At 66.8% G+C, this 22,021-nt stretch carries 26 protein-coding genes; 20 read left to right on the forward strand and 6 right to left on the reverse strand.

Annotated features, from left to right (window positions below; all coding sequences use genetic code 11):
• Window positions 1-67 precede the first annotated feature (67 nt).
• Complete coding sequence (locus DM992_RS05565) at window positions 68-337, forward strand: HPr family phosphocarrier protein (RefSeq protein ID WP_031401331.1); 270 nt, start codon at window positions 68-70, stop codon at window positions 335-337.
• Window positions 338-538: 201 nt separating this feature from the next.
• Window positions 539-2,317 carry a phosphoenolpyruvate--protein phosphotransferase gene (gene ptsP, locus DM992_RS05570; RefSeq protein WP_111017815.1) on the forward strand — a complete coding sequence of 593 codons (1,779 nt, stop codon included), beginning with the start codon at window positions 539-541 and terminating at the stop codon, window positions 2,315-2,317.
• Window positions 2,318-2,405: 88 nt separating this feature from the next.
• Here the strand turns inward: ptsP and moeB are convergent, their stop codons facing one another.
• The 3 genes from moeB to gpmA all read right to left on the reverse strand — a co-directional run bounded on the left by moeB (window position 2,406) and on the right by gpmA (window position 5,845).
• Window positions 2,406-3,158, reverse strand: coding sequence for a molybdopterin-synthase adenylyltransferase MoeB (gene moeB, locus DM992_RS05575; protein ID WP_111016037.1), 753 nt, complete (start codon window positions 3,156-3,158; stop codon window positions 2,406-2,408).
• Between the two features lie 121 nt (window positions 3,159-3,279).
• Window positions 3,280-4,830, reverse strand: coding sequence for a S41 family peptidase (locus DM992_RS05580; protein ID WP_111016038.1), 1,551 nt, complete (start codon window positions 4,828-4,830; stop codon window positions 3,280-3,282).
• Between the two features lie 268 nt (window positions 4,831-5,098).
• Window positions 5,099-5,845 (reverse strand): 2,3-diphosphoglycerate-dependent phosphoglycerate mutase, encoded by a 747-nt coding sequence (gene gpmA, locus DM992_RS05585; protein WP_111016039.1) that lies wholly within the window; start codon window positions 5,843-5,845, stop codon window positions 5,099-5,101.
• 134 nt (window positions 5,846-5,979) lie between these two features.
• Between gpmA and DM992_RS05590 the strand changes: the two genes are divergently transcribed.
• The 5 genes from DM992_RS05590 to DM992_RS05610 all read left to right on the forward strand — a co-directional run bounded on the left by DM992_RS05590 (window position 5,980) and on the right by DM992_RS05610 (window position 8,887).
• The gene (locus DM992_RS05590) at window positions 5,980-6,402 is read left to right on the forward strand and encodes a rhodanese-like domain-containing protein (RefSeq protein WP_057926481.1); all 423 of its coding nucleotides are present in this window, start codon (window positions 5,980-5,982) and stop codon (window positions 6,400-6,402) included.
• The gene (grxC, locus tag DM992_RS05595; RefSeq protein ID WP_034179116.1) at window positions 6,399-6,659 is read left to right on the forward strand and encodes a glutaredoxin 3; all 261 of its coding nucleotides are present in this window, start codon (window positions 6,399-6,401) and stop codon (window positions 6,657-6,659) included. The genes DM992_RS05590 and grxC overlap by 4 nt, the downstream gene beginning before the upstream one ends.
• A gap of 107 nt (window positions 6,660-6,766) precedes the next feature.
• Window positions 6,767-7,246, forward strand: a complete 480-nt coding sequence (gene secB / locus DM992_RS05600) for a protein-export chaperone SecB (protein ID WP_034179115.1) — start codon at window positions 6,767-6,769, stop codon at window positions 7,244-7,246.
• Window positions 7,247-7,271: 25 nt separating this feature from the next.
• Window positions 7,272-8,270: an NAD(P)H-dependent glycerol-3-phosphate dehydrogenase gene (locus tag DM992_RS05605; RefSeq protein ID WP_111016040.1), complete on the forward strand. Its 999-nt coding sequence runs from the start codon at window positions 7,272-7,274 to the stop codon at window positions 8,268-8,270.
• 92 nt (window positions 8,271-8,362) lie between these two features.
• Window positions 8,363-8,887 (forward strand): O-acetyl-ADP-ribose deacetylase, encoded by a 525-nt coding sequence (locus DM992_RS05610; protein ID WP_111016041.1) that lies wholly within the window; start codon window positions 8,363-8,365, stop codon window positions 8,885-8,887.
• A 22-nt stretch (window positions 8,888-8,909) separates the two neighbouring features.
• Here the strand turns inward: DM992_RS05610 and trmL are convergent, their stop codons facing one another.
• Together trmL and DM992_RS05620 are read right to left on the reverse strand one after the other, a co-directional pair.
• Window positions 8,910-9,380 (reverse strand): tRNA (uridine(34)/cytosine(34)/5-carboxymethylaminomethyluridine(34)-2'-O)-methyltransferase TrmL, encoded by a 471-nt coding sequence (gene trmL, locus DM992_RS05615; protein WP_111016042.1) that lies wholly within the window; start codon window positions 9,378-9,380, stop codon window positions 8,910-8,912.
• Between the two features lie 107 nt (window positions 9,381-9,487).
• The gene (locus tag DM992_RS05620) at window positions 9,488-10,291 is read right to left on the reverse strand and encodes a phosphoribosyltransferase family protein (RefSeq protein ID WP_111017816.1); all 804 of its coding nucleotides are present in this window, start codon (window positions 10,289-10,291) and stop codon (window positions 9,488-9,490) included.
• Between the two features lie 83 nt (window positions 10,292-10,374).
• Between DM992_RS05620 and DM992_RS05625 the strand changes: the two genes are divergently transcribed.
• The 8 genes from DM992_RS05625 to DM992_RS05660 all read left to right on the forward strand — a co-directional run bounded on the left by DM992_RS05625 (window position 10,375) and on the right by DM992_RS05660 (window position 17,430).
• Window positions 10,375-11,340 (forward strand): methyltransferase domain-containing protein, encoded by a 966-nt coding sequence (locus tag DM992_RS05625; protein ID WP_111016043.1) that lies wholly within the window; start codon window positions 10,375-10,377, stop codon window positions 11,338-11,340.
• Between the two features lie 195 nt (window positions 11,341-11,535).
• Window positions 11,536-12,060 carry a DUF2244 domain-containing protein gene (locus tag DM992_RS05630; RefSeq protein WP_111016044.1) on the forward strand — a complete coding sequence of 175 codons (525 nt, stop codon included), beginning with the start codon at window positions 11,536-11,538 and terminating at the stop codon, window positions 12,058-12,060.
• Window positions 12,061-12,116: 56 nt separating this feature from the next.
• On the forward strand, window positions 12,117-13,712 hold the full coding sequence (gene coxB, locus DM992_RS05635) for a cytochrome c oxidase subunit II (protein ID WP_111016045.1): 1,596 nt from the start codon (window positions 12,117-12,119) through the stop codon (window positions 13,710-13,712).
• Window positions 13,713-13,755: 43 nt separating this feature from the next.
• Window positions 13,756-15,363 carry a cytochrome c oxidase subunit I gene (gene ctaD / locus DM992_RS05640; protein WP_111016046.1) on the forward strand — a complete coding sequence of 536 codons (1,608 nt, stop codon included), beginning with the start codon at window positions 13,756-13,758 and terminating at the stop codon, window positions 15,361-15,363.
• 69 nt (window positions 15,364-15,432) lie between these two features.
• On the forward strand, window positions 15,433-15,573 hold the full coding sequence (locus DM992_RS42230) for a cytochrome oxidase small assembly protein (RefSeq protein WP_006760728.1): 141 nt from the start codon (window positions 15,433-15,435) through the stop codon (window positions 15,571-15,573).
• Window positions 15,574-15,608: 35 nt separating this feature from the next.
• Window positions 15,609-16,217: a cytochrome c oxidase assembly protein gene (locus tag DM992_RS05650; protein WP_072437278.1), complete on the forward strand. Its 609-nt coding sequence runs from the start codon at window positions 15,609-15,611 to the stop codon at window positions 16,215-16,217.
• A 16-nt stretch (window positions 16,218-16,233) separates the two neighbouring features.
• The gene (locus DM992_RS05655; RefSeq protein WP_047899090.1) at window positions 16,234-16,434 is read left to right on the forward strand and encodes a DUF2970 domain-containing protein; all 201 of its coding nucleotides are present in this window, start codon (window positions 16,234-16,236) and stop codon (window positions 16,432-16,434) included.
• A gap of 138 nt (window positions 16,435-16,572) precedes the next feature.
• The gene (locus DM992_RS05660; protein WP_111016048.1) at window positions 16,573-17,430 is read left to right on the forward strand and encodes a cytochrome c oxidase subunit 3; all 858 of its coding nucleotides are present in this window, start codon (window positions 16,573-16,575) and stop codon (window positions 17,428-17,430) included.
• 193 nt (window positions 17,431-17,623) lie between these two features.
• Here DM992_RS05660 and DM992_RS05665 read toward each other — a convergent pair whose 3' ends face one another.
• Complete coding sequence (locus DM992_RS05665) at window positions 17,624-17,833, reverse strand: twin transmembrane helix small protein (protein ID WP_034179103.1); 210 nt, start codon at window positions 17,831-17,833, stop codon at window positions 17,624-17,626.
• An 84-nt stretch (window positions 17,834-17,917) separates the two neighbouring features.
• Here DM992_RS05665 and DM992_RS05670 point away from each other — a divergent pair, with 84 nt between their 5' ends.
• The 5 genes from DM992_RS05670 to DM992_RS05690 are packed head-to-tail and all read left to right on the forward strand — an operon-like array spanning window position 17,918 to window position 22,000.
• Window positions 17,918-18,628 carry an SURF1 family protein gene (locus DM992_RS05670; RefSeq protein WP_239511313.1) on the forward strand — a complete coding sequence of 237 codons (711 nt, stop codon included), beginning with the start codon at window positions 17,918-17,920 and terminating at the stop codon, window positions 18,626-18,628.
• Between the two features lie 60 nt (window positions 18,629-18,688).
• Window positions 18,689-19,315 carry a cytochrome C oxidase subunit I gene (locus DM992_RS05675; protein WP_111016050.1) on the forward strand — a complete coding sequence of 209 codons (627 nt, stop codon included), beginning with the start codon at window positions 18,689-18,691 and terminating at the stop codon, window positions 19,313-19,315.
• Between the two features lie 25 nt (window positions 19,316-19,340).
• On the forward strand, window positions 19,341-20,453 hold the full coding sequence (locus DM992_RS05680) for a COX15/CtaA family protein (RefSeq protein ID WP_034179100.1): 1,113 nt from the start codon (window positions 19,341-19,343) through the stop codon (window positions 20,451-20,453).
• Window positions 20,454-20,461: 8 nt separating this feature from the next.
• Window positions 20,462-21,364, forward strand: coding sequence for a heme o synthase (gene cyoE / locus DM992_RS05685; protein ID WP_111016051.1), 903 nt, complete (start codon window positions 20,462-20,464; stop codon window positions 21,362-21,364).
• 18 nt (window positions 21,365-21,382) lie between these two features.
• Entirely contained in the window at window positions 21,383-22,000 is a 618-nt protein-coding gene (locus DM992_RS05690) for an SCO family protein (RefSeq protein ID WP_111016052.1), read from the forward strand.
• Window positions 22,001-22,021: the final 21 nt, after the last annotated feature.

The raw sequence follows: 22,021 nt of genomic DNA on the forward strand, positions 1-22,021 counted from the left end.
GTTTTTCGTTTTAGACAGCACCGCCGACGCGCACCGCCGGCGGCTCCGACCGACCCGACCGAGAATCATGCTTCAACAAGAAACCACTATCGTCAATAAATTGGGGCTCCATGCGCGCGCATCGGCCAAGCTTACGCAACTGGCCGGCAATTTCCAGTCGGAAGTCTGGATGACACGCAACGGGCGCAAGATCAATGCGAAGAGCATCATGGGCGTGATGATGCTGGCGGCGGGCATCGGCAGCACCGTGACGATCGAGACCGAAGGGTCCGACGAGCGGGAAGCGATGGACGCGCTGCTGAAGCTGATCGCCGACAAGTTCGGCGAAGGCCAGTGATCGTCGCGCGGGATCGTTGCCGTTTCCAGCCAGAATGCCGCGGATTTCGCGGCATTTTTTTCGCCGGAAGCATTGGTGCCGAATGCGCAATGCTGCGCTGCATGCAGTCAACAGGGAGTCGCGGAATTTATAATCGCTAACCGGGGTCATAAGCGCATCGCAGCAGTGTGCCGCGGCTTTACTTGTACAGAGGAGGTGCGCGTGTCCTTCACGCTGCAAGGCATTCCCGTCTCAAGAGGTATCGCGATCGGGCGAGCGTATCTGATCGCGCCGGCGGCGCTCGACGTCGCCCATTACCTGATCGAGGCGAACCAGATCGACGCCGAGGTCGAGCGTTTCCGCACGGCGCTCGAAGTCGTGCATCACGAACTCGAAGCGCTGCGCGCCGACCTGACCGACGATACGCCGAGCGAAGTGGGCGCATTCATCGACGTCCACATGATGATCCTGAGCGACGCGATGCTCGTGCAGGAAACCATCGACCTGATCCGCACGCGCCGCTACAACGTCGAGTGGGCGCTGACCGAGCAGCTCGAGCTGCTCACGCGCCACTTCGACGACATCGAGGACGAATACCTGCGCGAGCGCAAGGCCGACATCGAGCAGGTGGTCGAGCGCGTGCTGAAGGCGCTCGCCGGTGCGCCGTCCGCGTCGCAGGCGCTCGACCGCGCGGCCGCGAACGGCACCAACGAGATGATCGTCGTCGCGCACGACATCGCGCCGGCCGACATGATGCAGTTCAAGACGCAGTCGTTCCAGGCGTTCGTCACCGACCTCGGCGGCCGCACGTCGCACACGGCGATCGTCGCGCGCAGCCTCGGCATTCCGGCCGCGGTCGGCGTGCAGCACGCGAGCTCGCTGATCCGCCAGGACGACCTGATCATCGTCGACGGCGACCAGGGCATCGTGATCGTCGATCCCGCGCCGATCGTCCTCGAGGAATATTCGTACCGCCAGTCCGAGAAGCTGCTCGAGCAACGCAAGCTGCAGCGCCTGAAATTCTCGCCGACGCAAACGTTGTGCGGCACCAAGATCGACCTGTACGCGAACATCGAGCTGCCCGACGATGCGAAGGCTGCCGTCGACGCCGGCGCGGTCGGCGTCGGCCTGTTCCGCTCCGAATTCCTGTTCATGCATCAGAAGGAGATGCCGGAAGAGGAGGAGCAGTTCGCCGCATACAAGCGGGCCGTCGAGTGGATGAAGGGCATGCCGGTGACGATCCGCACGATCGACGTCGGCGCGGACAAGCCGCTCGAGGCGCTTGACGAGGGCTACGAGACGGCGCCGAACCCGGCGCTCGGCCTGCGCGCGATCCGCTGGAGCCTGTCCGAGCCGCAGATGTTCCTGACGCAGTTGCGCGCGATCCTGCGCGCATCCGCGTTCGGCCAGGTGAAGATCCTGATCCCGATGCTCGCGCATGCGCAGGAGATCGACCAGACGCTCGATCTGATCCGCGAGGCGAAGCGCCAGCTCGACGACGCGGGGCTCGCATACGATCCGAACGTGCGCATCGGCGCGATGATCGAGATTCCGGCCGCGGCGATCGCGCTGCCGCTGTTCCTGAAGCGGTTCGATTTCCTGTCGATCGGCACGAACGACCTGATCCAGTACACGCTCGCGATCGATCGCGCGGACAACGCGGTCGCGCACCTGTACGACCCGCTGCATCCGGCCGTGCTGCACCTGATCTCCTATACGTTGCGCGAAGCGAAGCGCGCGGGCGTGTCCGTGTCGGTGTGCGGCGAGATGGCGGGCGATCCGGCGCTCACGCGCCTGTTGCTCGGGATGGGGCTCACCGAGTTCTCGATGCACCCGAGCCAGCTGCTCGTCGTGAAGCAGGAGATCCTGCGCGCGCACCTGAAGGCGCTCGAGAAACCGACGGCCGACGTGCTTGCCGCATTCGAGCCGGAGGAAGTGCAGGCGGCGCTGAAGCGGCTGTCGGTCGCCGAGCCGCGCGCGGATGCGGACGCGGCCGCTTAGGCCGCTTATGCCACGCAGGCGCCCGCGTCGCCGCTAACTGCCGTGAAGTGTCATGCATGTGCCGGCCGGCGCATGCATCCGACGCGCGTCAGTGCCGGCCCCCGCACACGGGGCAGTCGGCCTGGCGCGCGATTTTCATCGTCGTCCATTCCATCCGCAGTGAATCGAGCATCATCAGCCGTCCGCTGAGCGTCGTGCCGATTTCGCCGATCACGCGCAGCGCTTCGGCGGCCTGCATCGCACCGATGATCCCGACCGTCGGCGCGAACACGCCCATCGTCGCGCACGCGACTTCCTCGAACGGCTGGTCTTCCGGAAACACGCACGCATAGCAGGGCGCGGCCGCGTCGCGGAAATCGAACGTGCTGATCTGGCCGTCGAAGCGCAGCGCGGCGCCCGACACGAGCGGCACACCGTGCGCGACGCACGCGCGGTTGATCGCGTGCCGCGTCGCGAAGTTGTCGGTGCAGTCGAGCACGACGGTCGCGCCCGGCACGTGCGCGTCGAGCCACGCGTCGTCGACGCGCTCCGCGACCGCGTTCACCTTCACCTCGGGGTTCAGTTGCGCGAGCGCGTCGCGCCCCGATTCGACCTTGGCGCGGCCGACCGATGCCGTCACGTGCAGGATCTGCCGCTGCAGGTTCGTGAGGTCGACCGTATCGGCGTCGACGAGCGTGATCGTGCCGACTCCCGATGCCGCGAGGTACATCGCGGCAGGCGAGCCGAGGCCGCCCGCGCCGACGACGATCGCGTGCGCATCGAGAAAGCGCTGCTGCGCGTCGATGCCGATTTCATCGACGAGGATGTGGCGGGAGTAGCGAAGGAGTTGATCGTCGTTCATGGGGAGATCGGGCGAAGCATGCCGCCGCCGGCGGCGCGGACGTATCTGCGTATTCTAGGCGCACATGAAAAACGGGCCATCGCGGTCTTCCCGCGATGGCCCGTCGGATGCCGGCCGGCGCTTACTTCGGCGCCGACGCGGGCTTCGGTGCGGAAGCCGGCTTCGCGTTCGCGCCCGATGCCTTCGAGACCGCGGCAGCCTTGCCGGCCGGGCTCTTCGTCGTGCTCTCGGCGAGCAGCGACTTCGATTCCTGGACGGTCTTGCCTTCGAGCTTGTTGAGCGCCTGCTGCATCATGAAGTCGTCGGCGCTGCCGAACTCGATCGGCTTGCGATCGCGATCCTTCTGGCGTTGCTCCGGCGTCTTCTTGTCGTTCTGCTCTTCGAGGATGCGCAGTTGATCCATCCGGCGCTGCTCGCGTTCTTCCTGCTCCTTCTTCTCGTTCGGGTCCTGCGTGTTCGCGAGGTGGTTCGTGTAGTCGACCTCGCGCGTCACGAGCACGTCGTCCGGATCGCCGTCCGCGTACTGATCGACCGGCACGTCGGGCGTGATGCCCTTGTTCTGGATCGAGCGGCCGCTCGGCGTGTAGTAGTACGCGGTCGTCAGGCGCAGCGCGGTGTCGGCCGTCATCGGGCGGACCGTCTGCACCGAGCCCTTGCCGAACGTCGTCTTGCCCATGATCTGCGCGCGCTTCGAATCCTGCAGCGCGCCGGCGACGATTTCCGACGCGGACGCCGAATACGCGTTCGTCAGCACGATCATCGGCACGGTCTTGAAGACCGGCGGCAGGTTCTTCAGCGGATCGCCGTCGAAGGACGGCAGGCGATAGTTGTCGTACGTATCGCGGTAGACCTGCTTCGAATCGGGGATCTGGCCGTTGGTCGACACGACGACGGAGTCGGGCGGCAGGAACGCGCCGGCAACGCCGACCGCGCTCTGCAGCAGGCCGCCGCCGTTGTTGCGCAGGTCGAGGACCAGGCCCTTCAGGTTCGGCTGCTGGCGCGCGATGTCCTGCAGCTTCGCGGCGAGATCGGGCGTCGTGCGCTCCTGGAAGCTCGTGATGCGGATGTATGCGTAGCCGGGGTCGAGCATCTTCATCTTCACGCTCTGGACCCTGATGATCGCGCGCGTGACCGTGACCGGGAACGTGCGGTCGTCGCTCTTGCGGAAGATCGTCAGCGTGACCTTGGTGCCCGGCTCGCCGCGCATCTGCTTGACGGCCTTGTCGAGCGTCATGCCGCGCACCGGCTTGTCGTTGATGCGCGTGATCAGGTCGCCCGGACGGATGCCGGCGCGGAATGCGGGGGTGTCCTCGATCGGCGAGATCACCTTGACGAGGCCGTCTTCCTGCGAGATCTCGATGCCGAGACCCGCGAAGCGGCCCTTCGTCTGCTCCTGCAGCTCGTCATAGTCGGTCTTGTCGAGGAACGACGAGTGCGGGTCGAGGCTCGACACCATGCCCTTGATCGCCGCCGTCAGCAGCTTCTTGTCGTCGACCGGTTCGACGTACTCGCGCTTGATCTGGCCGAATACTTCCGCGAACAGGCGCAGCTGGTCGAGGGGAAGCGGTGCCGTGGCGGTCTGCTCGGCCGACGCGGAAATCTGCAGCGTGGCGAACACGCCCGTGGCGAGGCCCGCGGCAATCAGGCCGATGTTCTTCAATTTCATTCGCATAGAGAGTCTGGTGCGGTCGGGAAGCGCGTGGCGGTAGCGGGGATTTAGCGGACAAGTATAACTGTTCGTCCGATAACTCAGTGGAACGCCGCGAAAAGCGGCGAACAGGTGCCATGAGCCGGGCCCGGAGCAGGCCCGGCGGGGCGCCGCCGGGCGCGCTGCGGGTTCGAAAGCGGATTCGACCGCAGCGGGGCCGCGAAGGTTCGCGCGGCGTGCCGGGCCGGCCGGACGCGCCGCGCCGGACGCGGCCCGCCCGGCGCGACGGGCGTCAGCCCGCCTTGCCCTGCTTCGCGACGGCGGCCTGCGCCTGCGCGATCGCGTCCTGGTCGCCGAGGTAATAGTGCTGGATCGGCTTCAGGTCCTCGTCGAGTTCATACACGAGCGGCACGCCGTTCGGGATGTTCAGGCCGACGATGTCGCTGTCCGAGATGCCGTCGAGGTACTTGATCAGCGCGCGCAGCGAGTTGCCGTGCGCGGCGATCAGCACCTGCTTGCCGGCGCGGACCGCGGGCGCGATCGACTCGTTCCACAGCGGCAGCACGCGCGCGACCGTGTCCTTCAGGCACTCGGTGAGCGGCAGCTGCTCGCGCGGCACCTTCGAATAGCGCGGGTCGTTGAACGGCGCGCGCTCGTCGGTCGGTTCGAGCGCGGGCGGCGGCGTGTCGTAGCTGCGGCGCCAGACGAGCACCTGGTCGTCGCCGAACTTCGCGGCCGTTTCCGCCTTGTTCAGCCCCGACAGCGCGCCGTAGTGGCGCTCGTTCAGGCGCCACGAGTGGACGACCGGCAGGTACATGAGGTCCATCCGGTCCTGCACGTGCCACAGCGTGCGGATCGCGCGCTTGAGCACCGACGTGTACGCGATGTCGAACGTGTAGCCGGCCTCCTTGAGCAATTCGCCGGCCTGGTAGGCTTCGTTGCGACCCTGTTCGGTCAGGTCGACGTCGACCCAGCCGGTGAAGCGGTTTTCCTTGTTCCACGTCGATTCGCCGTGGCGGATGAGAACGAGTTTGTACATGGATCTTGCGGTCGGTAGTGAAGGAAGCGGTGCGCGTCGCGCGGCACCCGACCCGGGCCCGCCATCGCGCAAGGCGGTTATTTTATAATGGCAAGATTGTCCTCATCCGATTTCTCTTTTTCCGGCGGAATTCCGTGACGTTCTTTACCAATTACACGAACCTGGCCCTCATCGCGATCCTGCTGGTATCCGGCGGCCTGCTGGCGTGGCCCGCCCTGCGCCGCGGCCGCGGCGGCCTGTCGGCCGCGGAGGCCACCCAACTCATCAACCGCCGCAATGCGGTCGTGATCGATGTGCGCGCCGCGTCCGATTTCGCCGCCGGCCACCTGCCGTCGGCGCGTCAGGTCGCGGCGGGCGAGATCGGCGCGAAGATCGCGCAGGTCGCGAAGAACAAGAGCACGCCGGTGCTGCTCGTTTGCCAGAATGGCCAGCAGTCGCAGAAGGCGGCGCGCGAGGTCGAGGCGGCGGGCTATGCCGAGGTGCACGTGCTCGAGGGCGGCGTGGCTGCCTGGCAGCAGGCCGGGATGCCGGTCGTCAAACAAGGAGTGGCGAAGTGAACAAGGTTTTGATGTACAGCACGCAGGTGTGTCCGTATTGCATGCAGGCCGAGCGCCTGCTGAAGCTGCGCGGTGTCGAGCAGATCGAAAAGGTGCTGATCGACCGCGATCCGGCGCGCCGCGAGGAAATGATGACGCGCACGGGGCGCCGCACGGTGCCGCAGATCTATATCGGCGACACGCACGTCGGCGGCTACGACGACCTGTCGAAGCTCGACCGCGAAGGCGGGCTCGCGCCGCTTCTGCAAGCGGCCTGATTAGGGCAGAATGGCCGCCGGCCGCGCCGCGGCTTGGGCGCGCAGGATTCATCCGTGGCGGCCGGCGAGAAGCCGGGCCGCTCCGTCACCACTTTTAGGGAAACACCATGTCCGACGTCGAAAACCAACCGTTCTTCAACATCCAGCGCGTCTACTTGAAGGATATGTCGCTCGAGCAGCCGAATTCGCCGGCTATCTTCCTCGAGCAGGACATGCCGTCGGTTGAAGTCGAAGTCGACGTCAAGGCCGACCGCCTCGCGGAAAGCGTGTTCGAAGTCGTCGTGTCGGGTACCGTCACCGCGAAGGTGAAGGACAAGGTCGCGTTCCTGATCGAAGCGAAGCAGGCCGGCATTTTCGACATTCGCAACATTCCGGACGAACAGCTCGACCCGCTGGTCGGCATCGCTTGCCCGACGATCCTGTTCCCGTACCTGCGCTCGAACATCGCCGACGCGATCACGCGCGCGGGCTTCCCGCCGATCCACCTGGCGGAAATCAACTTCCAGGCGCTGTACGAGCAGCGTCTCGCGCAGCTTCAGCAGCAGGCCGGCGCCGCAGGCGCGCCGAACGGCACGACGCTGAACTGACGTTTCACACGGACCGGTGCTGGGTATGAAAGTAGCCGTTCTCGGCGCCGGTGCCTGGGGCACCGCGCTCGCGGGCCATCTGGCCGCGCGGCACGATACGCTTCTGTGGGCGCGCGACGCCGCGCTCATCGCCGGGCTGCAGGCCCGGCACGAAAATTCCCGCTATCTGGACGGCATCGCGCTGCCTGACGCACTGCGCTACGACGCCGATCTCGGCGCCGCGCTCGCGCATGGCGCCGCGGACGACGCGCTGTGCGTGATCGCCGCGCCCGTGGCCGGGCTGCGCACGCTGTGCCGCGCGATGCGCGACGCAGGCTGCGTGCCCGCGCACATCGTCTGGGTCTGCAAGGGCTTCGAGGCCGACACGCATCTGCTGCCGCATCAGGTGATCGCGGCCGAGCTGCCCGAACAGCGCAGCAACGGCGTGCTGTCGGGGCCGAGCTTTGCGCGCGAAGTCGGACAGTCGCTGCCCGTCGCGCTGACGGTGGCGAGCGCGTCCGCCGCATGCCGCGAGCGCACGCTCGCCGCGTTCCATCACGGCGCGATGCGCATCTATACGGGCGACGACGTGGTCGGCGTCGAGGTCGGCGGCGCGGTGAAGAACGTGCTCGCGATCGCGACCGGCATTTCCGACGGCCTCGGCCTCGGGCTGAACGCGCGCGCCGCGCTGATCACGCGCGGCCTCGCCGAAATGTCGCGGCTCGGCGTCGCGCTCGGCGGCCGCGCGGAAACCTTCACCGGCCTCACGGGCCTCGGCGACCTGATCCTCACCGCGACGGGCGACCTGTCGCGCAACCGCACGGTCGGCCTGCAACTGGCGGCCGGCCGCACGCTGAACGACATCCTCGGTGCGCTCGGCCACGTGGCCGAAGGCGTGCGCTGCGCGCAGGCCGTGCTGGCGATCGCGCACGCGCAATCGATCGAAATGCCGATTACCGAAGCCGTGTGCGGCGTGCTGTTCGACGGCATCGCGCCGCGCGACGCCGTCAGCGGCCTGCTGCGGCGCGACGCGCGCGCCGAGTAGCGCGGCCGGGCGCCACCCGGCGCGGTCGCGCCAGGCGCGCGGCGCCAAAGCGCACTACGCTTGAACGGTGTCCGGCGTTTCGGGAGGTCGTCATGCTGCAGATCCGTTCCACCACGCTCGACGCGCAACTCGTCGACATCACGACGCTCGATGTCGACGCGATCGTCAACGCCGCGAACGGCTCGCTGCTCGGCGGGGGCGGCGTCGACGGCGCGATTCACCGCGCGGCCGGCCCCGGCCTGTTCGCCGAGTGCCGCACGCTCGGCGGCTGCGATACGGGCGACGCGAAGCTCACGCGCGGCCACGGGCTGCCGGCGCGCTACGTGATCCATGCGGTCGGGCCGGTGTGGCACGGCGGCGGTCGCGGCGAGCCCGACCTGCTCGCATCGTGCTACCGGCGCGCGATCGAGCTGGCCGAAGAGGTGGCCGCGACGTCGATCGCGTTCCCGGCGATCAGCTGCGGCATCTACCGCTATCCGGCCGGCGAGGCCGTCGACATTGCAGTCGGCACCGTCGTCGAAATGCTGCCACAGGCGCCGAGCCTCGCACGCGTGGTGTTCGCGTGCTTTTCCTCCGACATCTACGACCTGTATCGCGCGCGGCTCGCGCGGGCCTGACGCAGCCGGCGCCGCGCACGCATCATGCGCCGCCTTCGAAGCCGGCCTGGCGCCATGCCTCGAACACGACCACCGCGACCGTGTTCGACAGGTTCAGGCTGCGGTTGTCCGGCCGCATCGGCAGGCGCACGCGCTGTTCGTTCGGGAAGCGTTCGAGCAGCTCGGTGGGCAGGCCGCGCGTCTCCGAGCCGAACACGAACCAGTCGCCCGGCAGGAACGCATGATCGTGGAAGCGGCCCGAGCCGCGTGTCGTGAACGCGAACATCCGTGCGGGATCGGGCGATTCGGCCGCGACGAATGCGTCCCAGTCGCGGTGCACGCGCATCTGCGCATATTCGTGATAGTCGAGGCCGGCGCGGCGCATCCGTGCGTCGTCGAGCGGGAAGCCGAGCGGCTCGATCAGGTGCAGGTGCGCGCCGGTGTTGGCGCACAGGCGGATCACGTTGCCGGTGTTCGGCGGAATTTCGGGAGCGACGAGGACGACGTTGAACATGTTTCGGTTTGGCTGGGCCGGCCGGGGCGGAGCAACGCGCGCTCGTTCCCGGCCGGCCGGTTCGTGACGGCCGCGGCCGCGCTTGGGCGGCCGGCCTCTCTATTTAATTAATCCCTGGCAGTGCGCAGCGCAACCAGATTCGTCACGCGCGCGGCGCCCGCCGCCTTCAGTGCGTGCGCGGCGGCCGCGAGCGTCGCGCCGGACGTCATCACGTCGTCGACGAGCGCGACGTGGCGGCCCGCGACGTCGCCGGCAACCGAGAACGCCGACATCACGTTGTTGCGCCGCGCGCGCAGGGCGAGCCGCGACTGCGGCGCGGTGTCGGCGACGCGCGCGAGCAGTGCCGCATCCGCGCGCACGCCGAGCCGGCGCGCGAGCGGCCGCGCGATCGCCCATGCCTGGTTGTAGCCGCGCCCGACGAGCCGCCGGTGCGACAGCGGCACCGGCGCGATCAGGTCGAAGCCGCCGGTGCCGCGCGTATCGTCGACGAGCCGGGCGAGCCGGGCCGCGAATTCGGCGCCGAGCGCGAGCCGCGCATGAAACTTCAGGCTGCGCGCGAGCCCGTCGAGCGGCGCGCGGTAATCCGCGAGCGCGAGTGTCGCATCGAACGGCGGCATCGCGGTGCGGCACGCGTCGCACCGATACGCGGCCGCGCGGCCGGCGCCGGCTTGCCCGCCACGGAGCGGGCGCGAACGCGGTTGGCCGACACCCAGCGGCAGCGCGCAGACGTCGCAGCGCAGCCGCGCTTCATTCCAGTACGCGGCGTCGCAGGCAATGCAAATCACGGCGTGTGACAAATTGCCGCACAGCGCGCAGCGATTCGGCAGCGCGACCGAGGCGACGCACGCGGCCAGCGCGCGAACCTGCGACAAAACGACGCGCATCGTGCGCGGAGCGGAACTGCGGATCATCGCGAACACTCCTGGCGGCCCCGTCTCGATGAAGCCTGCGGGGCGAGCGAGTATACTTCGGGCTCTTCGCCAGTGTGCCCGACATGTCCCCAGCTTCGACTTCAACCGGCCGTCCGGCCAATGACGCCAGGCGCCTGCGGCGGATCTTCGATCGCCGTGCCGCCACGTTCGACGCGGTCGCGTTCCTGCCGCGCGAGATCGCGCAGCGGATGAACGAGCGTCTCGAATACATCAAGGTGAGCCCCACGGCCGTGCTCGATGCGGGCTGCGGCCCGGGCGACGATCTTCCGGCGCTGCGCGCGCGCTTTCCTGAAGCGCCCGTATTCGGCGTCGACCTGTCCGGCGCGATGCTTGCGCGGGCCGGTCAGCGCGAGGTCGAGCAGGCGAGCTGGCGCCGCTGGCTGCCGGCCTCGCTCGGCCGGGCGCTGGGCCAGCGCGGCCCGCGCGTCGCGCAGGCCGACTTCGCCGCGCTGCCGTTCCCGGGCGGCGCGTTCGACCTGATCTGGTCGAATCTCGCGCTCCACTGGCATTCGCGCCCCGACGCGGTGCTGCCCGAGTGGCAGCGCGTGCTGCGCGTGAACGGGCTGCTGATGTTCAGCACGCTCGGCCCCGACACGCTGCGCGAGCTGCGCGCGGCCTGCGCGGACGCCGAAGCGGCGCTCGGCATCGCGCCTCCCGCCGCGCGCGTGATCGATTTCGTCGACATGCACGACCTCGGCGACATGCTCGTCGAGAGCGGCTTCGAGATTCCCGTGATGGACCAGGAAGTGCTGACCGTCACGTACAAATCCCCCGATTCCCTGCTGGCCGACGTGCGCCGCTGGGGCGCCTATCCGTTCGAGCGGGCGGCGCCGCAGCGCGCGACGCGGCGCTTTCGCGCGACGCTCGGCGACGCGCTGGAAGCGCGCCGGCGCGCGGACGGCACGATTGCGCTGACCTTCGAGGTGATCTACGGCCACGCATGGAAGGCCGTGCCGCGCACGACCGCCGAAGGGCACGGGATCGTGCGCATCGAGGACATCGGAAAGGGGCGTCCGAAGAATCGGTAAAGCGGTAAAGAGGGGTTTTGTTATGTCTGAAATTAGCGGCGCAAAGCGGGGGCGAAGTGGCGCCAAAAATGGCCGGAAAGCTTGTCGCGCTTGGCTTGCGGGGCGATAGGCGCTTGCTTGTGGATGCCATTGAACCCGCCTATAATGCGTCAGCTTGTCGTCCCGGGGTCCCCGCAATACGGGGCGACGAGTCCGATGCAGGCATGCATCGCATGCCATTCGCGTGAGGCGGCGATGGAAGCAGCGAGGGTTTTGGCGGAGACGACGAACGGCGAGCCGGTCCTCGAAGACTGGCTCATGAAACGCAACTGTTCGGCGTCGCCGCGCCAGTTCGTGCTGTTTTACGCGTCGCTCGCAGGCTTCTCGCTGGTGATCGCGACGTTGCTGATGTGGCGGGGGGCTTGGCTCGTCATGCCCTTCACCGGAATCGAGTTGCTGGCTGTGGGTGTCGCATTCGCGATCTATGCTCGCCATGCGGTCGATTACGAACGCATCAGGCTGTTCCCGCACCGGCTCGTGATCGAGCGGATGGATGCGGAGCGGTTCACGCAGATCGAATTCAACCCGCGCTGGGTGCGGGTCGAGCCGGGCGCGACGCCACGCGATCCGATTCGGCTGGTATCGCGCGGGCAGACCGTCGTAATCGGGCAGCATCTCGCGCAGTACAAGCGTGCGCAGTTCGCCGACGAACTGCGCATGTCGCTCAGGCGCTGCGGCTGACGAGGCGCGGGCACCGGCCGGGAACAGGCCGGCGGCTTGCGACGGGGAGGGTTTGAATGGAAATTTTGGGTAAGGATGCTATGAAAACAATCAAGCGAGCCCTCACGGGCGTGCTGGCATGCAGCGGATTGCTCTTTGCCGGTGCCGCCCTGGCGGTCGGTGATAGCCCGGGCGGCCCCCGCGTCAACGAGATCAACTTTCAGCCGCCGGTCACGAAGATCGCCGAGGAGCTCTACGATCTCCACACGATGATGCTGATCCTGTGTACGGTGATCTTCGTCGGCGTGTTCGGCGTGATGTTCTATTCGATCTTCGCGCACCGCAAATCCAAAGGCCACAAGGCCGCCAATTTCCATGAAAGCACGACCGTCGAGATCATCTGGACGATCGTGCCGTTCGTCATCGTCGTGCTGATGGCGCTGCCGGCGACGAAGGCCGTCGTCGCGATGAAGGACACGACGAACGCCGATCTCACGATCAAGGTCACCGGCTACCAGTGGAAGTGGGGCTACGACTACGTGAAGGGCCCGGGCGAGGGCATCGGCTTCCTGTCGACGCTGACCACCCCGCGCGACGAAGTGATGGGCAAGAAGCCGATCACCGACACCTATCTGCAGGAAGTCGACAACCCGCTCGTCGTGCCGGTCAACAAGAAGATCCGCATCATCACGACCGCGAACGACGTCGTCCACTCGTGGTACGTGCCCGCGTTCGGCGTGAAGCAGGATGCGATTCCCGGCTTCGTGCGCGACACGTGGTTCAAGGCCGACAAGGTCGGTACCTTCCGCGGTTTCTGTACCGAGCTGTGCGGCAAGGAACACGCGTACATGCCGGTCGTGGTCGAAGTCCTGTCGGAAGACGACTACGCGAAGTGGGTCACCGCGCAGAAGGCCAAGCTGGCCGGCGCGGCGGTCGATCCGAACAAGGTCTACACGATGGCCGAACTCGTCGCGCACGGCGAGGAAGTCTACAAGGCGAACTGCGCGGCCTGCCACCAGGTGAGCGGCAAGGGCCTCGGCGCATTCCCGGCGATGGACGGCAGCCCGATCGTGAACGGCCCGATCGCCGGCCACGTCGAGCGCGTGCTGCAGGGCAAGGGCGCAATGCCGTCGTGGGCGTCGCTGTCGGACCTCGACATCGCATCGGTCATCACGTACGAGCGCAATTCGTGGGGCAACCACAAGAACGACCTGCTGCAGCCGAAGCAAGTGGCTGACGCGCGCAACGGCAAGATGCCGGAAGACACGGCAGGCGCAGCGGCGCCGGCCGAAGCGGCTTCGGCACCGGCGCAAGCCGCTTCGGGCGCAGCCGAGCAGCCGGCGGCAGCGTCGGCATCGGCCGCGCTGTCGACGATCTACTTCGAGACGGGCAAGAGCGTGCTGCCGGCCGACGCGAAAGCGGCGATCGCCGCCGCGGCCGACTATGCGAAGGCACATCCGGACGCGAAGCTCGCGCTGTCGGGTTTCACCGACAAGACGGGCTCGGCCGACGCGAACGCCGAACTGGCGAAGCACCGCGCACAAGCCGTGCGCGACGCGCTGAAGGCAGCAGGCGTGGCGGAAGACCACATCATCATGAAAAAGCCGGAAACGATCACGGGCGGGGCTGACGCTAAGGAAGCCCGGCGTGTCGAGATCGGTCCGGCGGCTTGACGTGTCGCTGAGTTAGTCGACGTATTCGCATTAGGAGATTCTCATGTCTAGCATCGGGCACGACGTAGCCGCGGACCACGCGCACGACGACCACGCGCACGAAACCCCGCATGGCTGGCGGCGCTGGCTGTTCGCCACCAACCACAAGGACATCGGTACGCTGTACCTGCTGTTCTCGTTCATCATGTTCCTGTCGGGCGGCGTGATGGCGCTCGGCATCCGTGCCGAACTGTTCGAGCCGGGCCTGCAGATCATGCGTCCGGAGTTCTTCAACGAACTCACGACGATGCACGGCCTGATCATGGTGTTCGGCGCGATCATGCCGGCGTTCGTCGGCTTCGCGAACTGGATGATTCCGCTGCAGATCGGCGCGTCCGACATGGCGTTCGCGCGGATGAACAACTTCAGCTTCTGGCTGCTGCCGGTCGCGGCAGTGCTGCTGGTCGGCTCGTTCTTCGCGCCGGGCGGCGCGACGGCCGCCGGCTGGACGCTGTACGCGCCGCTGTCGACGCAGATGGGCCCGGGCATGGACTTCGCGATCTTCGCGGTGCACATCATGGGCGCGTCGTCGATCATGGGCGGGATCAACATCGTCGTGACGATCCTGAACATGCGCGCACCGGGCATGACGCTGATGAAGATGCCGATGTTCGCGTGGACGTGGCTGATCACGGCCTACCTGCTGATCGCCGTGATGCCGGTTCTGGCAGGCGCGATCACGATGGTGCTGTTCGACCGCCACTTCGGCACGTCGTTCTTCAACGCGGCAGGCGGCGGCGACCCGGTGATGTACCAGCACATCTTCTGGTTCTTCGGCCACCCCGAGGTGTACATCATGATTCTGCCGGCGTTCGGGATCGTGTCGCAGGTGATCCCGGCGTTCTCGCGCAAGACGCTGTTCGGCTATAGCTCGATGGTGTACGCGACGGCTTCGATCGCGATCCTGTCGTTCATGGTCTGGGCGCACCACATGTTCGCCACGGGCATGCCGGTCACCGGTCAGCTGTTCTTCATGTACGCGACGATGCTGATCGCCGTGCCGACGGGCGTGAAGGTGTTCAACTGGCTCGCGACGATGTGGCGCGGCTCGATGACGCTCGAAACCCCGATGCTGTTCGCGATCGGCTTCCTGTTCGTGTTCACGTTCGGCGGCCTGACGGGCCTGATGCTCGCGATGGCGCCGCTCGACATCCAGTATCACGGCACCTACTTCGTGGTGGCGCACTTCCACTACGTGCTGGTGGCCGGCTCGCTGTTCGCGCTGTTCTCGGGCTGGTACTACTGGGCGCCGAAGTGGACGGGCTGGATGTACAACGAGACGCGCGGCAAGATCCACTTCTGGGCGTCGATGATCTTCTTCAACCTGACGTTCTTCCCGATGCACTTCGTCGGCCTCGCGGGCATGCCGCGTCGTTATGCGGACTACCCGGCGCAGTTCACGGACTTCAACCAGGTTGCGACGATCGGCGCATTCGGCTTCGGCCTCGCGCAGGTGTACTTCCTGTTCGCGGTCGCGCTGCCGGCCTACCGTGGCGGCGGCGACCTGGAAAAGGCGTCGGACAAGCCGTGGGACGGCGCGACGGGCCTCGAGTGGACGGTGCCGAGCCCGGCTCCGTTCCACACGTTCGAGCAACCGCCGCACGTCGAGTAAGTTTCACAGTGCGCTTAGCCGCTGCCTGCCGTGCAGGCAGGCGCGGCGGGCGCCGAACCGAAGTTTCAGATGAACCGGAATCCACAGGAAAGACGAACGCCCGAGCAGATTCGCGCGGGCAACAAGCGGCTCGGCCTCATCCTGCTCGTCATCGCCGCCGTTTTTTTTGTGGGTGTCGTGATCAAGCAGTGGTGGCTGTCCACTCACTGATGCAGTAACTGACGCAGTAGCGAGGAAGTTGTCGTATGTCGAAGCCGGAAGAGGGCGCCGTCGATCGCGCGTTCAATCGTTCGATGCTGGTGAAGCTCTTCGTCGTGGCCGGGCTGATGTTCGGTTTCGGCTTCGCGCTGATCCCGATGTATCGGGCGATTTGCCAGATCACCGGCATCAACAACCTGGTGCAGCGCGACGTCAGCGAGCGCGAGGTGAAGAACTCGCAGGTCGACACCAGCCGCACGGTGTCGGTCGAGTTCGATGCGAACGCGCGCGGCCCGCTCGGTTTCAAGCCGGAGCACAACAGCCTCGACGTGCACCCGGGCGAACTGACGACGATCGTGTACGACGTGACGAACGGGCAGGGCCGGCCGGTCGTTGCTCAGGCGATTCCGAGCTACGCGCCGAAGCAGGCGACGGAGTTCTTCAAGAAGATCGAATGCTTTTGCTTCACGCAGCAGACGCTGGCCGCGAACGAGTCGCGCAAGATGCCGGTGGTGTTCGTGATCGATCCGAAACTGCCGAAGGACGTGAAGACGATCACGCTGTCGTACACGTTCTTCGAGCTGAATACGCCGGCTGCGCCGGCGCCGGCGACGCGCAGTACCGCGGCGCAGGGCGCGGCGAAGCCGGATGCATGACGACGGAGACGGGGCGATGACGGAGGGCAAGCGGGGCGGGTCGTTCGGCCAGGCGGTGAAAGCGGTGCTGTGGTCGTTCTTCGGGGTGCGCAAGCGGCGCGACCTGGAGGCCGACGCGACGCAGCTCAATCCGCTGCACGTGCTGATCGTCGCGTTGATCGCGGCCGGCGTGTTCATCGGCGTGCTGATCCTGATCGTGCGTGCCGTCGTGGGCTGAGGCCCGCGGCCACGAAAGAATGCAGTGCGCAGCGCCGCGGCGCTGCGTGCAGGAAAGAGCGGTGGCGGTCGCGCCGCGCAAGAAATAAAGCCGGAGCGGTTTCCGGTACACAAATTGGACTGAAGTGGAGAATCAAGCATGAGCGGTCAAAACCAGACCCCGTACTATTTCGTGCCGCATCCGTCGCAGCATCCGATCAGCGCGGCCGTCGGCCTGCTGGTCATGCTCGGATCGGTGGCGCTGTGGATCAACGGTCACGACTGGGCGCCGTTTACGGCGCTGCTCGGCCTGCTGTGGTTGCTCTTCACGCTGTATCACTGGTTCGGCGACGCGATCGCCGAATCGGAAGGCGGCCATTACGGCAAGAACGTCGACAAGTCGTACCGCTGGAGCATGAGCTGGTTCATCTTCTCCGAAGTCATGTTCTTCGGCGCGTTCTTCGGCGCGCTGTTCTATGCGCGTGAAATCGCGCTGCACCAGCTCGGCAGCCTCGACTACAAGCTGATCTGGCCGGACTTCTCCGCCGTGTGGCCGAACGAAGGCCCTGCCGCGCTCGCCGGTCACTTCAAGACGATGGGCCCGTGGCCGATCCCGACGCTCAACACGGCGTTCCTGCTGTCGTCGGGCGTGACGCTGACGATCTCGCACCACGCGCTGCGCGACGATCATCGCAAGAAGGCGATCGCATGGCTGGCCGCGACGCTCGCGTTCGGTATCTGCTTCCTGTTCCTGCAGGGTTTCGAGTACTTCCACGCGTACAACGAACTGAACCTGACGCTGAACTCGGGCGTGTACGGTTCGACGTTCTTCCTGCTGACCGGCTTCCACGGCTTCCACGTGTTCCTCGGCGGCACGATGCTCGCGGTGGTGCTGGTGCGGATGATCCGCGGCCACTTCAAGCCCGATCACCACTTCGCATTCGAAGGCGCCGCGTGGTACTGGCACTTCGTCGACGTCGTCTGGCTCGGCCTGTACGTCGTCGTCTACTGGCTGTAAATGGAAAAACGGCCCGCGCAGCAATGCGCGGGCCGTTTTCATTGGTGTTGGCGCCGCAGCGGATGGCTGCGAGCCGACACCGCCCTGGCGCCGCCGCGACTCAGTCAGGCGGCGCTTTTACTTGGTGGCGCGGCTGTGCGGCGAAATGCCACAGCGGTCACATCGGTTGCAGCGGGCCGCGGGGGCAAATGCGTCAACGCCCGATCGGCAGGCCGGTCGAATGGATCCAGCCCATCCAGTTCGCGAGCAGGATGAACAGGAACAGCGAGACCGACAGCCCGACGCGGGTGGCGAGCGACCAGACCATGCGTTTCGTGTGGCCGCGGTCGTGCATCATGAAGTAGAGCGCCGAGCCCATGCTGGCGATGATGAGGACGAAGGCGATGGGAACGAGTATGTGCATGACGCGAACCGGACGACGGCAATTCGAAAGGAAGAGGATAATTATCGCACTTCGCTTTCGCGAATGTGCCCGGCGGGCCGCACGATGAAGATTCGCTGGCTGCCTGCGCTGCTGATTCTCGTCGTCGTTGCGGTCACGATCCGTCTCGGTTTCTGGCAGCGCGACCGCGCGCACCAGAAGGAAGCGCTGCAGGCGAGCATCGAGCGCTACGAGCATGCGGCGCCGGTCGAGGTCGGCGCGCAGCCGATTCCGCTCGCGTCGATCGAGTTTCATCGCGTGCGTGCGAAGGGCCGCTTCCTGCCCGAGCAAGCGGTGTTTCTCGACAATCGGCCGTATAACGACCAGCCGGGTTTTTACGTCGTGATGCCGTTTAAACTCACGGGCGGCGGTGTCGTGCTCGTCAACCGCGGCTGGCTGCCGCGCAACATCGCCGATCGCACGGCGATCGAGTCGTTCGCGACGCCCGCGGGCGACGTCGAGATCGTGGGCATCGCGCGCGCCGACGCGTCGCGTGCGTTCGAACTCGGCGAAGGCGGCTCGGCGGCGCACCAGAAGATCCGGCAGAACCTGGACGTCGCCGCGTATGCGAAGGAAACGGGGCTGCCGCTGCAGCCGTTCGTGATCCAGCAGACGAGCGACGGCGGCGACAAGCTCGTGCGCGACTGGCCGGTGGCGACGACCGGCGTCGAGCGCAATTACGGTTACATGTTTCAGTGGTGGGCCATGGCGGCGGCTGCGCTCGGCTTCGGCCTGTACGCCGCGCGGCGTGCGGCGAAGAAGTCGGCCGGCGCGTGAGCGCCATGCCAGGACGCGGCGCAAGCGCCGCGGGTTCGTTTCGAGAGGTCTGATTTGTCCATGCAATCTTCCCGTCAGGGTCCGGCCGCTGCGCCGATCTCGCCGGCGGCCCGCAAGCGCGGCCGCTGGATGCTCGTGCTGCTGGGTCTCGTGTGCGCGGCGCCGATGCTCGCGTCGTACTTCACCTATTACGTGATCAAGCCGAAGGGCGGTTCGACGAACTACGGCACGCTGATCGAGCCGCAGCGGCCGATCCCGGCCGATCTGCAGGTCACCGACGAAACCGGCAAGACGGTGCCGCTGTCGTCGCTGCGCGGCGTGTGGCTGTTCGTGATGACGGACCGCAGCGCGTGCGACGACGCGTGCGCGAAGAAGCTCTATTTCATGCGCCAGATCCGCGTCACGCAGGCCGGCGAACGGCACCGGCTCACGATGGTGTGGCTGCGCAGCGATGCGGGCGCGATGCCGCAGAAGGTGCTGGAAGCCTATCCGGACACGCGCCGGCTCGTCGCCGCTCCGGCCGCGGTGGCCGCATGGCTGCCGGCCGACGCCGGCACGAAGGACAGCGACCACATCTATCTGGTCGATCCGAACGGCAACCTGATGATGCGTTTCCCGAAAGACCCGAATCCCAGCAAGATCAAGGCGGACGTGACGAAGCTGCTGAAGTGGTCGAGCATCGGTTAAGGCAAGAGAGCGAGGCACCATTCCGATGTCGTATCTACTGCAACTCGGCCTGATCGGCTTCTGCATCGCGCTGCTGCCGCTGTCGTACGTGTGGGTGAAGGCCGACGACAACAAGTTCCGCAAGCTCGTGTGGATCACCACGTTCCTGACCCTCGACCTGGTGATGTTCGGCGGCTTCACGCGGCTGACCGATTCGGGGCTCGGCTGCCCCGACTGGCCCGGCTGCTACGGCACGTCGTCGCCGTTCATCGCGCATGCCGCGATCACGGCCGCGCACCAGGCGATGCCGACCGGCCCCGTCAGCATGACGAAGGCGTGGATCGAGATGATCCACCGCTATTTCGCGATGGCGATCGGCGTGCTGATCATCGCGCAGGTCGTGATCGCGTGGGCCGCGCGGCTGCGCCGCCGCCCGCTGCACGTGTCGCCGTGGTGGCCGACGAGCCTGCTGCTGCTGATCGTCGTGCAGGGCGTGTTCGGCGCATGGACGGTCACGATGAAGCTGCAGCCGGTCATCGTCACGACCCACCTGCTGCTCGGCCTCGCGCTGCTCGGCACGCTCGGCTGGCTCGCGGCGCGGCAGACGCCGCTGCCGTCTCACGACCCGGAAGCAGGGCGCTATCGCGCGGCCGCGCTCGCGGCGCTCGTGCTGCTGGTCGTGCAGATCGCGCTCGGCGGCTGGGTGAGCACCAACTATGCGGTGCTCGCGTGTACCGATTTCCCGACCTGCAACGGCCAGTGGATTCCGCCGATGGACTTCGGGCACGGCTTCCACCTGTGGCGCGCGCTCGGGATGACGAAGGACGGCGACGCGATCACGCAGGATGCGCTGGTCGCGATCCACTGGACGCACCGCACGTTCGCGTTCGTCGTGGTCGCGTACCTGGTCGCGTTCGCGCTGAAGATGCGCCGCTTCGAATCGCTGCGGCGGCCCGCGAACGGCGTGCTGCTGGTCGTCCTGCTGCAGTTCGTGACGGGCCTGACCAACATCGTGCTGCAGTGGCCGCTGCCGGTCGCCGTCGCGCACAACGGCGGTGCCGCGATCCTGCTGCTGCTCGTCGTCATGTTAAACTTTCGCATCCTTTCAAGCCGCCCCGGCCGTGTCGCGCAGCCTGCGCGCGACGCCGCCCCGGCGTGACCGCCCCCATGCAAAGCACCCTCTCCCAATCGCCCGGTAGCCGCTTTTCCCAGTACATGGCGCTGACGAAGCCGCGTGTCACGCAGCTCGCGGTGTTCTGCGCGGTGATCGGCATGTTCCTCGCGACGCCGGGCATGGTGCCGTGGCATGTGCTGATCGGCGGCACGGTCGGCATCTGGCTGCTGGCCGGCGCCGCATTCGCGATCAACTGCCTCGTCGAACAGAAGATCGACGCGTTGATGCGCCGTACCGCATGGCGCCCGTCCGCGCGCGGCGAGATCACGACGCCGCAGATCCTGGTGTTCTCGGCCGTGCTCGGCAGCGCCGGCGCATGGACGCTCTACACGTTCACGAACCCGCTGACGATGTGGCTGACGATCGCGACGTTCGTCGGCTACGCGGTGATCTACACGCTGCTGCTCAAGCCGATGACGCCGCAGAACATCGTGATCGGCGGCGCGTCGGGCGCGATGCCGCCGGCGCTCGGATGGGCTGCGGTCACCGGCGCGGTGCCCGGCGACGCGTGGATCCTCGTGCTGATCATCTTCGTGTGGACGCCGCCGCATTTCTGGGTGCTCGCGCTCTATCGCCGCAAGGATTACGAGAGCGCGGGGCTGCCGATGCTGCCCGTCACGCACGGCGAGAAGTTCACGCGGCTGCACATCCTGCTGTACACGGTGATCCTGTTCGCGGTCACGCTGATGCCGTTCATCTCCGGGATGAGCGGGGCTGTCTACCTGACGAGCGCGGTGCTGCTCGGCGCGGTGTTCCTCGCGTATGCGTGGAAGATCTACCGCGACTACTCGGACGAACTCGCCCGCAAGGCCTTCCGCTATTCGATCGTCTATCTGTCGCTGCTGTTCGCCGCGCTGCTCGTCGATCACTATGCACGCCCGCTGCTCGGCGTGTAACCGCACGGTTTGAACGAAATGCTCCATACCCGGTTCGGGCGCCGCGCGCGCCAAGGCTGGATGCTCGCGTGCGCATTCACGGCAGCGCTGCTGCTCGCCGGATGCGACAACGCGCCGAAATTCCAGAATCTCGACATCACCGGCAACACGCAGTTCGGCAACGACTTCTCGCTGCCCGATACGGCCGGCAAGATGCGCACGCTCGCCGACTTCAAGGGCAAGGCTGTCGTAATGTTCTTCGGCTATACGCACTGCCCGGACGTGTGCCCGACCACGATGGCCGAACTGTCCGAGGCGCTGAAGCAGCTCGGGCCCGATGCCGCGAAGCGCGTGCAGGTGCTGTTCGTCACCGTCGATCCGGAACGCGACACGCCGGCGCTGCTCGGCCAGTACGTGCCCGCGTTCGATCCGTCGTTCATCGGCCTGCGGCCGGCCGACGAAGCGGCGCTGAAGAAGGTCACGAAGGATTTCCGCGTGTACTACGCGAAGGTGCCGGGCAAGACGCCCGGCAGCTACACGATGGATCACACCGCCGCGAGCTACGTGTTCGATCGCGACGGCAAGCTGCGCCTGTTCGTGCGCGACGGCCAGGGCCCCGGCCCGTGGGTCCACGACCTGAAGCTGCTGGTCGACTGACCGGTATCCGCCGGGCGCCCG

Source organism: Burkholderia sp. JP2-270 (assembly GCF_003233675.1).
Taxonomy (GTDB): Bacteria; Pseudomonadota; Gammaproteobacteria; order Burkholderiales; family Burkholderiaceae; genus Burkholderia; species Burkholderia pyrrocinia_C.

Coding starts and splice junctions, on each gene's coding strand:
- DM992_RS05665 (WP_034179103.1), bottom strand. CDS start 17,833: ATGCACATACTCGTTCCCATCGCCTTCGTCCTCATCATCGCCAGCATG.
- DM992_RS05650 (WP_072437278.1), top strand. CDS start 15,609: ATGTCGAAGCCGGAAGAGGGCGCCGTCGATCGCGCGTTCAATCGTTCG.
- DM992_RS05660 (WP_111016048.1), top strand. CDS start 16,573: ATGAGCGGTCAAAACCAGACCCCGTACTATTTCGTGCCGCATCCGTCG.
- DM992_RS05630 (WP_111016044.1), top strand. CDS start 11,536: ATGCAGGCATGCATCGCATGCCATTCGCGTGAGGCGGCGATGGAAGCA.
- DM992_RS05610 (WP_111016041.1), top strand. CDS start 8,363: ATGCTGCAGATCCGTTCCACCACGCTCGACGCGCAACTCGTCGACATC.
- cyoE (WP_111016051.1), top strand. CDS start 20,462: ATGCAAAGCACCCTCTCCCAATCGCCCGGTAGCCGCTTTTCCCAGTAC.
- DM992_RS05690 (WP_111016052.1), top strand. CDS start 21,383: ATGCTCCATACCCGGTTCGGGCGCCGCGCGCGCCAAGGCTGGATGCTC.
- DM992_RS05605 (WP_111016040.1), top strand. CDS start 7,272: ATGAAAGTAGCCGTTCTCGGCGCCGGTGCCTGGGGCACCGCGCTCGCG.
- DM992_RS05670 (WP_239511313.1), top strand. CDS start 17,918: ATGAAGATTCGCTGGCTGCCTGCGCTGCTGATTCTCGTCGTCGTTGCG.
- DM992_RS05565 (WP_031401331.1), top strand. CDS start 68: ATGCTTCAACAAGAAACCACTATCGTCAATAAATTGGGGCTCCATGCG.
- DM992_RS05620 (WP_111017816.1), bottom strand. CDS start 10,291: ATGATCCGCAGTTCCGCTCCGCGCACGATGCGCGTCGTTTTGTCGCAG.
- DM992_RS05625 (WP_111016043.1), top strand. CDS start 10,375: ATGTCCCCAGCTTCGACTTCAACCGGCCGTCCGGCCAATGACGCCAGG.
- secB (WP_034179115.1), top strand. CDS start 6,767: ATGTCCGACGTCGAAAACCAACCGTTCTTCAACATCCAGCGCGTCTAC.
- DM992_RS05655 (WP_047899090.1), top strand. CDS start 16,234: ATGACGGAGGGCAAGCGGGGCGGGTCGTTCGGCCAGGCGGTGAAAGCG.
- moeB (WP_111016037.1), bottom strand. CDS start 3,158: ATGAACGACGATCAACTCCTTCGCTACTCCCGCCACATCCTCGTCGAT.
- DM992_RS05580 (WP_111016038.1), bottom strand. CDS start 4,830: ATGCGAATGAAATTGAAGAACATCGGCCTGATTGCCGCGGGCCTCGCC.
- DM992_RS42230 (WP_006760728.1), top strand. CDS start 15,433: ATGAACCGGAATCCACAGGAAAGACGAACGCCCGAGCAGATTCGCGCG.
- ctaD (WP_111016046.1), top strand. CDS start 13,756: ATGTCTAGCATCGGGCACGACGTAGCCGCGGACCACGCGCACGACGAC.
- DM992_RS05680 (WP_034179100.1), top strand. CDS start 19,341: ATGTCGTATCTACTGCAACTCGGCCTGATCGGCTTCTGCATCGCGCTG.
- coxB (WP_111016045.1), top strand. CDS start 12,117: ATGGAAATTTTGGGTAAGGATGCTATGAAAACAATCAAGCGAGCCCTC.
- gpmA (WP_111016039.1), bottom strand. CDS start 5,845: ATGTACAAACTCGTTCTCATCCGCCACGGCGAATCGACGTGGAACAAG.
- trmL (WP_111016042.1), bottom strand. CDS start 9,380: ATGTTCAACGTCGTCCTCGTCGCTCCCGAAATTCCGCCGAACACCGGC.
- DM992_RS05675 (WP_111016050.1), top strand. CDS start 18,689: ATGCAATCTTCCCGTCAGGGTCCGGCCGCTGCGCCGATCTCGCCGGCG.